Below are 3,250 nucleotides of genomic sequence, written 5' to 3'. Positions count from 1 at the left end.
GGAACTCCTCGCACCAGTAGACGGCGTTGGCGACCAGGAAGTTGCGTACCTCGGTGCGGCCGAAGTCGAACTCCAGGGTGCCCCAGTCCGGATGCTCGGCCCGCCGCGGATCCCCGGGCTCGTACAGCGGGCGCCCGTCGAACTCGGCCAGCGCCCAGTCGTCGCGCGGGAAGTGGGCGGGCACCCAGTCCATGATCACGCCGACGCCCGCCCGGTGCAGCGCGTCGACCAGGTACTTGAAGTCGTCCGGGGTACCGAGCCGGGCGGTCGGCGCGTAGAAGCCGGTGACCTGGTAGCCCCAGGAGCCGCCGAAGGGGTGCTCGGCGACCGGCATCAACTCCACGTGCGTGAAGCCCAGGTCCTTGCAGTACGCGGGCAGCTGGTCGGCGAGCTGCCGATACGTCAGTCCCGGTCGCCAGGACGGGAGGTGGACCTCGTACACGGAGAACGGCGCCTCGTGCACCGGGACGTCCGCGCGGTGCGCCAGCCAGTCGTCGTCGCCCCACACATGGTGCGACGCGTCCACGACCGAGGCGGTGGCGGGCGGGACCTCGGTGCGCCGGGCCATCGGATCGGCGCGCAGCGTCCGCGAGCCGTCCGGGCGGGTGATCTCGAACTTGTACAGCTCGCCCGCGCTGACACCGGGCACGAACAGCTCCCAGACGCCCGAGGAGCCGAGCGAGCGCATCGGGTACCCGGTGCCGTCCCAGAAATTGAACCCGCCGGCCAGCCGTACCCCCCGGGCGTTCGGCGCCCACACCGAGAAGCGGGTGCCGCGCACGCCCTGGTGGGTCACCGGTTCGGCGCCCAGCGCCCGCCACAGCTGCTCGTGCCGGCCCTCCTGGATCAGATACAGGTCCAGGTCGCCGAGCACGGGCAGGAAGCGGTAGGCGTCCTCGGTCCGGTGGACGGCGGCGGCGTCCTCGTACCTCACCTCCAGCCGGTACGCGGGCACGTCGCGCAGCGGCAGCAGGAGCGAGAAGAAACCACCGCCGTCGTCGTGCAGGTCGGCCCGCAGACCGTCGGCGACGACGGTGACCGACCGGGCGTACGGCCTGAAGGCCCGCACGGCCACGCCACCGGCCAGCGGGTGCGCCCCGAGCACGGCGTGCGGATCGTGATGGGTTGCGTTCAGCAGCCGCTCACGGTCGCGGTCGCCGACGGCGGGGGACCCGGCGGTCCCGGCGCCGTCGGCGCCCGGCCCCCGGGCGCCCCTGCCCACGGCGGAGTGCCTCGCCGCCGGTCTGACGGTCGGCGTCCGGACCGTCGGGGGCCGTTCGGCCGTGGGCCGCCGGTCTTGCGGGGGCGGTGCTCCCGGAGCGCTGGACGGGGGGCGGGGGGTCACGGGTGTTGCCTCCTCGGCGCGGGGCGGGTCAGGGCTGGTCGGGTGAGGCGAGGCGGCGGACCGCGGACAGCGGCACCGGCAGCCAGTCGGGCCGGTGGCGGGCCTCGTAGAGGACCTCGTAGACCGCCTTGTCGGTCTCGTACGCCCGCAGCAGTACGGGATCGGCCCGCGGGTCGTGTCCGGCGACCTCGGCGTACCCGGTGCAGTACGCCGCCCGGCAGGCCGCGGCCCAGCCCGGTTGCGGCGGGCCCGCCGAGTGCGCCGCGTAGTCGAAGGAGCGCAGCATCCCCGCGACGTCCCGCAGCGCGGGCTGCGGCATGCGCCGCTCGGCCAGCGGCCGGGCGGGCTCGCCCTCGAAGTCGATCAGCGACCACTGCCCGTCCGGTGCGCGCAGACACTGCCCGAGGTGCAGATCGCCGTGCACGCGCTGGGCGGTCCAGGTGCGTCCCTCGGCGGCCAGATCGGCCAGCGCGGTGTAGGCGGACCGCAGCCCGGGTTCATGGGGACGCAGGGCGGGCACCGCGTGGACCGCCGCCGCGAGCCGCCGGACCATGCCGCCGACCAGCGGTTCCAGCCGGCTCCGCGCCAGGGTGACCGTGGGCAGCGCGTGTGCGAGGGCGAGGTGCACGTCGGCGGTGGCCCGGCCCAGCGCGCGGGCCTGGGGCCCGAATCCCTCGCCCTTGGTCCGTGCGCGCAGCGCCAGTTCCCAGCCGTCGGCGGCGCCCCGCAGGAAGGGCTGGAGCACGGCCAGGACGTAGGGCTCGTCGGCCCCTCCCGCGGCCTCCGTGCGCAGCCAGGCGGTCGGCGCGGGCACCCGGGCGCAGCCCTCGCCGGCCAGGGCCAGCGGTATCTCCAGATCGGGGTTGACGCCGGGCACGACCCGGCGCAGCAGCTTCAGGATGTACGTGTCTCCGTAGACGACCGACGAGTTGGACTGCTCGACGGTCAGGAGTCGGGCCGCCAGCCCGTCGCGTATCTCCTGGTGCGGATCCCGCTCGAAGCGCAGCCCGCCGACCCGGGCCCGGGTGCGCAGCGCCTCCAGCAGCACCTCGGCGGGCCGGGGGTCGTACAGGGCGTCGTACACCGTGTGCCCGGTGAGCGGGCCGTGCTCCACGTGGCCGATCAGCGCGGGCGCCAGCCGGGGCGGCAGCGCCTCGCGCGCGCCGACGAGGAGCTGGTAGCAGTCGCCGGGATGCGGTTCGGCGCCCGGTACGGGTGGCTGGTGGGCGCGGACCAGCAGGTGGTACAGGCCGAGCCGGGCGGCGGGGGCGCCGTCCTGGCCGGGTGGGGCCGAGAGCCCCGCGAGGGGCAGCAGTTCGGTGACCGCCACCGCCGAGAACCCGGTGACCGGGCGTCCCTTCCCCGCGAACCAGCGCTGTCCGGGCAGCCATACGCGCAGCAGGGGATCGAGGGACGCGAGCAGCTGAGCGGGACTTGTCGGGTCGGACGGGGTGACCGTTTCCGCCATGACGTGACGTCCTTTCCCCATTCTGTGGTTCGCCTCGGGGGTGCCAGAACCGGTGGGGTGTTACTCATGCGTGCCCCGGGCGAGGCGGCGGAAACCGCCTCGGAGGGGCGCGGTGCCGGGGCGGTGCGCGGCGCCGCGACGGCAGCTCACGCCGCTCCCGGCGGGCCGTCCTCGCGCAGCCGGAACCAGTAGAAGCCGTGGCCCGCGAGCGTCAGCAGGTACGGCAGCCGGCCGATCGCCGGGAAGCGCACCCCGCCGAACAGCTCGACCGGGTGCCGCCCGCCGAACCGGCGCAGATCCAGCTCCGTGGGCTGGGCGAAGCGGGAGAAGTTGTGGACGCACAGGACGAGGTCGTCCTCGTGTTCGCGGAGGAAGGCGAGGACGGCGGGGTTGGTGGAGGGGAGTTCGGTGTAGGTGCCGAGTCCGAAGGCGGGGTT

General features: G+C 74.9%; 3 protein-coding genes. All 3 read right to left on the bottom strand.

Translation table 11 applies throughout. The features are described from left to right. Nucleotides 1–1,222, bottom strand: a 1,222-nt coding sequence (locus ACFC09_RS45900) for an alpha-amylase family glycosyl hydrolase (RefSeq protein WP_376539150.1), incomplete at its 3' end; no start/stop codon positions are given. A 151-nt stretch (nucleotides 1,223–1,373) separates the two neighbouring features. Further along, on the bottom strand, nucleotides 1,374–2,813 hold the full coding sequence (locus ACFC09_RS45895; protein WP_376539148.1) for a maltokinase: 1,440 nt from the start codon (nucleotides 2,811–2,813) through the stop codon (nucleotides 1,374–1,376). Between the two features lie 146 nt (nucleotides 2,814–2,959). Then, nucleotides 2,960–3,250: alpha-glucosidase C-terminal domain-containing protein (locus ACFC09_RS45890; protein WP_376539146.1), on the bottom strand; the 291-nt coding region annotated here is incomplete at its 5' end.

Source organism: Streptomyces sp. NPDC056161 (genome assembly GCF_042268025.1).
In the GTDB taxonomy this organism is placed as follows: Bacteria; Actinomycetota; Actinomycetes; order Streptomycetales; family Streptomycetaceae; genus Streptomyces.
The sequence above is the reverse complement of the archived record's forward strand: the minus strand, read 5'-3'. Positions and strand labels throughout refer to the sequence as shown.